General features: G+C 62.2%; 4 protein-coding genes. 2 read left to right on the top strand and 2 right to left on the bottom strand.

Translation table 11 applies throughout. The features are described from left to right. Positions 1-364: 364 nt before the first annotated feature. The gene (locus JNB89_RS11695; protein ID WP_220362290.1) at positions 365-1,528 is read right to left on the bottom strand and encodes an iron-containing alcohol dehydrogenase; all 1,164 of its coding nucleotides are present in this window, start codon (positions 1,526-1,528) and stop codon (positions 365-367) included. Positions 1,529-1,918: 390 nt separating this feature from the next. On the opposite strand from JNB89_RS11695, the gene JNB89_RS11690 reads away from it, so the two are divergent. Next, positions 1,919-2,929: a TauD/TfdA family dioxygenase gene (locus JNB89_RS11690; protein ID WP_220362289.1), complete on the top strand. Its 1,011-nt coding sequence runs from the start codon at positions 1,919-1,921 to the stop codon at positions 2,927-2,929. Positions 2,930-3,285: 356 nt separating this feature from the next. After that, on the top strand, positions 3,286-5,514 hold the full coding sequence (locus tag JNB89_RS11685; RefSeq protein ID WP_220362288.1) for an NADP-dependent isocitrate dehydrogenase: 2,229 nt from the start codon (positions 3,286-3,288) through the stop codon (positions 5,512-5,514). Between the two features lie 110 nt (positions 5,515-5,624). On the opposite strand, the gene JNB89_RS11680 is transcribed toward JNB89_RS11685, so the two are convergent. After that, positions 5,625-5,852, bottom strand: coding sequence for a hypothetical protein (locus tag JNB89_RS11680; protein ID WP_013342380.1), 228 nt, complete (start codon positions 5,850-5,852; stop codon positions 5,625-5,627). Positions 5,853-6,000 lie beyond the last annotated feature (148 nt).

Here is a 6,000-nt window from a genome sequence, read left to right as displayed (position 1 = left end):
GCCCAAACCTCCGCCGCCGAGCCCGCTGGTGCTAGGCGTGAGCCCGGTCTTTCCAGGCGTAGTGAGCGTCGATCCGCAGCCGTAAAGTGCGAGCAATGTCGACGTCGCAACAGCAATAGCGGTGCGGCCAGCGAATTTCATCATGATGTCCCCGTTGAAAGTTGTTTAACGGGGACATCTCTGCAAGTCCTACGCCATCAGTCTGAAAAAGCGCGAAACGGCCAAAAGGCGTTTGAATCACGGTCAGTGGGGGCAATTCGCAGAATTAAGTGCGAAAGATCTCCGGGAAACCGGGCGTCCGCGCCTCAATGTTCCTGCGCGCGCTACGTAACGCACAGCGTTTCCCGTAACGGCGCGCCGCGTTTCAAAACGCGGCACGATAAATTGCCAGCGCATCGTTCTCACTGACTGGCCGCGGGTTGTTCACGAGCAGCCGTGTCTGCAACATGGCGTCGCTTGCCATTCCCGGAAGTCCGTCCGGCTGGATGCCCACATCGCGCAAGCGCGCCGGAATGCCCGTGGCTGCAATCATCTCTTCGAGCTTGTCGATCAGCGCGCGCGTCCTGTTTTCGGCGTCGCCGGTCACCCCGGGCACCACCACCTCCGCGAGTTCCGCATACAGATGGGCTGCCGCTTCAGCGTTGAAACGCAACACATGCGGCAGCACGAGCGCGTTCGAAAGCCCGTGCGGTACGTGGTAAATGCCGCCAATCGGATACGCCAGCGCATGCACGGCCGCCACCGGCGAGTTGGCGAACGCCTGTCCCGCGAACGTTGCGCCTAGCAGCATCGCCTCACGCGCCGCGCGGTTGCTGCCGTCCTGGCAGGCGGGCAGCAGGTTGCGCGACAGCAGTTCGAGCGCCTTTATCGCGAGCATGTCGGAGATCGGATTTTTCAGGTGCGCGGATGTGAACGCTTCGATAGCGTGAACCATGGCGTCGATACCCGTCGCCGCCGTTGCGGCAACCGGCAACCCGAGCGTCAGTTCGGCATCAAGAATGGCGAGGTCGGCGATCAGTTGCGGCGCGACCACGCCCATTTTCTTCGCCTCGCCGACCGTGACAATCGACACAGCCGTCACTTCGGACCCGGTGCCCGCGGTTGTCGGCATCTGCACGAGCGGCAAGCGCGACACGGTGATCTTGTTGACGCCATACATGTCGCCGAGCGCCTGCTCCTGCTGCGGAGCGAGCACCGCGATCAGCTTGGCCACGTCCATTGACGACCCGCCGCCCAGCCCGAGCACGATCTCGGCGCCGGCGCTGCGCGCGCGGGCTGTCGCTTCAAGCACCACGTGCTCGGGCGGATCGGCGATCACGTCGTCAATCACGCTCGCTTGCCAGCCATGCGCCGCCAGATCGGCAAGGGCGGGGGCCAGCAAACCGCTCTGGTGCAAAAAGCCGTCCGTGACCACGCATATACGGTCAAGCGCCGGAAACTGCGCGCGCAACAGCGCGCCCAGCCGGCGCGCCGCGCCGAATTCGACGACGAGCGTCGGCACTGTTTGAAAGCGGAATACGTTCGTCATGTCGCGTCTCCAGAACACATTTAGTTTTGACGCCGCGCCGGTTTGTCAGGCGGCGCATGTATCAGTTGTACCAGATCTGGCTTGGCCGCTCAGCCGCCAGATTGGTGGTTGATCTTCATCCTCGCAGGTGGGCGCTGTGCATTATCTGCGCGGGTATTTTCAGATGGTTGTTGAGAATGATTCGCGTTTGCGTTAGATTGTCACCGTCTCGTTATTGCTCGCCGGACTAGTTCGTGGTGTTGCCTGCATGATGCGCTACGGCGAGGGTCGGGCGCGGCGCAGCGCGTCGTTAGTGGTCCGCGCCGCCGGACCGGGCCGCTCCCGTCAGCACCGCACAACTGCGCGCGCTCTACCCAACGCCGGCGCGCCGCGTCTGCCAGAGGATTTTCCATGACCCTGCTTTCGTTGTCGCACCCTACATTTGCCAATCTTTCCATCGAACCGGGGCTGCCCACCGTGGTCTCGCCGCGCGCCGGCGCCGACCTGTCACTGAGCGAGGCGACGCCCTTGCTGCACGCAATCGTCGACGAAACGCTCGAACGTGCCGGCGGCGTGCTCTTCACCGGCTTTCGGGTCGAGTCGATTGACGCGTTCCAAGGTTTCGCGGCTTCGTTCGGGCATCCGCTGATCGGTTATGAATTCGCGTCTACGCCGCGCAGCCAGGTCGAAGGCGCGGTGTACACGTCGACGGAATATCCGCCGCACCGGTCGATTCCTTTGCATAACGAACAGTCGTACACGCGCGAATGGCCGTTGCGCATCTGGTTTCACTGTGCACTTGCCGCGCGTTCCGGCGGCGCGACGCCAATCGCGGACAGTCGCGCGATTTATCGCGCGCTCGACCCGGCGCTCGTCGCGCGCTTCGAGAGCCGGGAGCTGCTCTATGTGCGCAACTTCGGGCAAGGGCTGGACCTGCCGTGGGAACAGGCGTTCGGCTCGGACGACCCCGCGGTGGTGGAGCGCATTTGCCGCGCTCGGGGCATTGCATGCGAATGGCGCGACAGTGAAGACGGCGAGTTGCTCCTGCGCACGCGCGAGCGCTGCCAGGCGGTGGCGCGGCACCCGCGCACGGGCGAGAGCGTCTGGTTCAATCAGGTGAACCTGTTCCACCTTTCGTCGCTCGACCAGGACATGCAGGACGCATTGATCGATTCGGTGGGCCTCGAAAACGTGCCGCGCAATGTGTATTACGGCGACGGCGCGCCGCTCGAGGCCGACGCGCTCGCGCAGATTCGCGGCGTGCTGGACGAGCAGCGCATCGTGTTTCCGTGGCAGACCGGCGACGTGCTGATGCTCGACAACATGTTGACGGCGCACGCCCGCGACCCTTTTGAAGGACCGCGCAAGGTGGTGGTCGCGATGGCGCAGAGCTATCGCGAAAACGACGGAGTTACTGGCTGAGCAGCGGAACGCCGCCGCGATCTTAAGCGTTTGATTACATCGGTGAACTGCAATGCCCCGAAATTGAGAGCCGTTCTCATCAAGGAAAGTTTTTTGACCTTGGGTCATCTATAAGACATATGTCTTTCGGACTAGGTGAAATCGCTCAAACCCTTGTCCGGCGGGCATCCGGCTAGTTTCGCACGGTTGTTCGGCATGTTTGTTTAGCAGCGAAGAGGGCAAAACACGCATATACTCACGCTCGGGCCGCAAAAAGTAGTGCCGTGGGTCGCGCTGCGTTTTGCCGCTTCGCCGCAATTCGCTGGCTCAGCGCTTCCAACGCTCTGTCTCTCACTTCATCTAGCAAAGCATCAAACATGTCCACACCGCCGAAGATCATCTACACCCTCACCGACGAAGCGCCTGCTCTGGCGACTTATTCGCTGCTGCCGATCGTCAAGGCGTTCACGCGCTCGTCCGACGTGATCGTTGAAACGCGCGACATCTCGCTTGCCGGCCGGATCATCGCTGCATTTCCGGACTACCTGAGCGCGGAACAGAAGGGTTCCGACGATCTGGCGGAGCTGGGTGGACTCACCACGCGCCCTGAAGCGAACATCATCAAGCTGCCGAACATCAGCGCTTCGGTGCCGCAACTGAAGGCCGCAATTACCGAATTGCGCGACCAGGGCTACAAGCTGCCGCCGTATCCGGACGTTGCCACGACCGACGCGGAAAAAGACGTCAAGGCACGCTACGACAAGATCAAGGGCAGCGCGGTCAACCCAGTGCTGCGCGAAGGCAACTCGGACCGCCGCGCACCGCTGTCGGTCAAGAACTATGCGCGCAAGCATCCGCACAAGATGGGCGCGTGGACTGCCGACTCGAAGTCGCACGTGGCGCACATGAGCGGCGGCGACTTCTACGGCAGCGAAAAGTCGGCGCTGATCGGCGCGGCGGGCACGGTGAAAATCGAACTGACAGCCGCCGACGGCACGAAGACGGTTCTGAAGGAAAAGACCGCGGTGCAGGCAGGCGAGATCATCGACGCTTCCGTGCTCAGCAAGAACGCGCTGCGCAGCTTCATCGAGGCGCAGATCAACGACGCCAAGGCGAACGGCGTGCTGTTCTCGGTGCACCTGAAGGCCACCATGATGAAGGTGTCCGATCCGATCATCTTCGGCCACGTGGTGTCGGTGTTCTACAAAGACGTGCTGACCAAGCATGCTGACGCGCTGGCGCAGGCCGGCTTTAACCCGAACAACGGTATCGGCGACCTGTATGCGCGCCTGAAGGACCTGCCGGCTGACACGGCTGCACAGATCGAAGCCGACATCAAGGCACAGTACGAGCAGCGTCCGCAACTCGCCATGGTCAACTCGGACAAGGGCATTACCAGCCTGCACGTGCCGAGCGACGTGATTGTCGACGCGTCCATGCCGGCCATGATCCGCGAGTCGGGCAAGATGTGGGGCGCGGACGGCGCGCTGCACGACGCCAAGGCCGTGATTCCCGACCGCTGCTACGCGGGCGTGTATCAGGCCGTGATCGAAGACTGCAAGAAGAACGGCGCGTTCGACCCGGTCACGATGGGCACGGTGCCGAACGTCGGCCTGATGGCACAAGCCGCGGAAGAGTACGGCTCGCACGACAAGACCTTCCAGATTCCGGCCGACGGCGTGGTCCGCGTGACCGACGCAAGCGGCGCGGTGCTGATCGAACAGCCGGTGGAAGCTGGCGACATCTGGCGCATGTGCCAGACAAAAGACGCGCCGGTGCAGGACTGGGTGAAGCTCGCGGTGAACCGCGCGCGCGCCACCAACACGCCGGCAGTGTTCTGGCTCGACGCAGCACGTGCGCACGACGCGCAGATCATCAAGAAGGTCGAGCAGTATCTGAAGAACCACGACACGAGCGGGCTCGACATTCGCATCATGACCCCGGTCGAGGCGACGAAGTTCTCGCTGGAGCGCATCCGCGCCGGCAAGGACACCATTTCGGTCACCGGCAACGTGCTGCGCGACTACCTGACCGACCTGTTCCCGATCATGGAATTGGGCACCAGCGCGAAGATGCTCTCCATCGTCCCGCTGATGGCAGGCGGCGGCATGTTCGAAACCGGCGCGGGCGGCTCGGCGCCGAAACACGTTCAGCAACTGGTGGAAGAAGGTTTCCTGCGTTGGGACTCGCTGGGCGAATTCCTCGCGCTGGCTGCGTCGCTCGAACACCTGAGCAACGCGTACCACAACCCGAAGGCGCAGGTTCTCGCGAAGACGCTGGACCAGGCAACCGGCAAGTTCCTCGACAACGACAAGTCGCCGGCGCGCAAGGTTGGCGGTCTCGACAACCGTGGCAGCCACTTCTACCTCGCGATGTACTGGGCGGAAGCACTGGCCGCGCAAACCGAAGACGCCGCGTTGCAGGCTCAGTTCGCCGGCGTGGCGAAGGCAATGGCCGACAACGAAGCGAAGATCCTGGAAGAATTGCGCGCAGCGCAAGGCAAGCCGGTGGACATTGGCGGTTACTACCGTCCGAACGTCGAGTTGACCAGCAAGGCGATGCGCCCGAGCGCCACGCTGAATCACATCGTGGACTCGATCAAGTAAGGCCGAGGCGCTTAACCAGTAAGCGCAGTAAGCCGTAACAAAGACGATGGCGCTTTCGGGCGCCATCGTCGTTTCTGGCTTCGTCACGTAGACGCGCGTCATGCGGTCCATCAAACGTGAACGATTTCCCAGTCGCTCAGTTTCTCCGGAATTTCGAGCGTCGACGTATCGACTTCCGACAGATGCGGGCAGGTCAAGCCGCGCGCGAGGTCGTCAGCCGCCTGCTGCGGGCTCGAAAACTCGCCGAGTTTGTCGTTGCCGTAGGTTGCTTCCCAACCGTCCTGGCCGGGCAGAATGTAGAACGCTCCTTGGGTCGATCCAAAGCGAAAGCCTTTCATTTTTAGTCTCCCAATTGCCAATAAAAAAATCGCGGTGCATGGGCGGTTTCATATGCGGCATCTGGAGGGCGGTCGTAAACGTGTCATTCCATTTGTTCGACTGCACCGCATGAAGCGCCTGCTCTTGTAAAAGAGTCTACGTCAGCAG

It is taken from the genome of Paraburkholderia phenoliruptrix, assembly GCF_019511605.1.
In the GTDB taxonomy this organism is placed as follows: Bacteria; Pseudomonadota; Gammaproteobacteria; order Burkholderiales; family Burkholderiaceae; genus Paraburkholderia; species Paraburkholderia phenoliruptrix_A.
The sequence above is the reverse complement of the archived record's forward strand: the minus strand, read 5'-3'. Positions and strand labels throughout refer to the sequence as shown.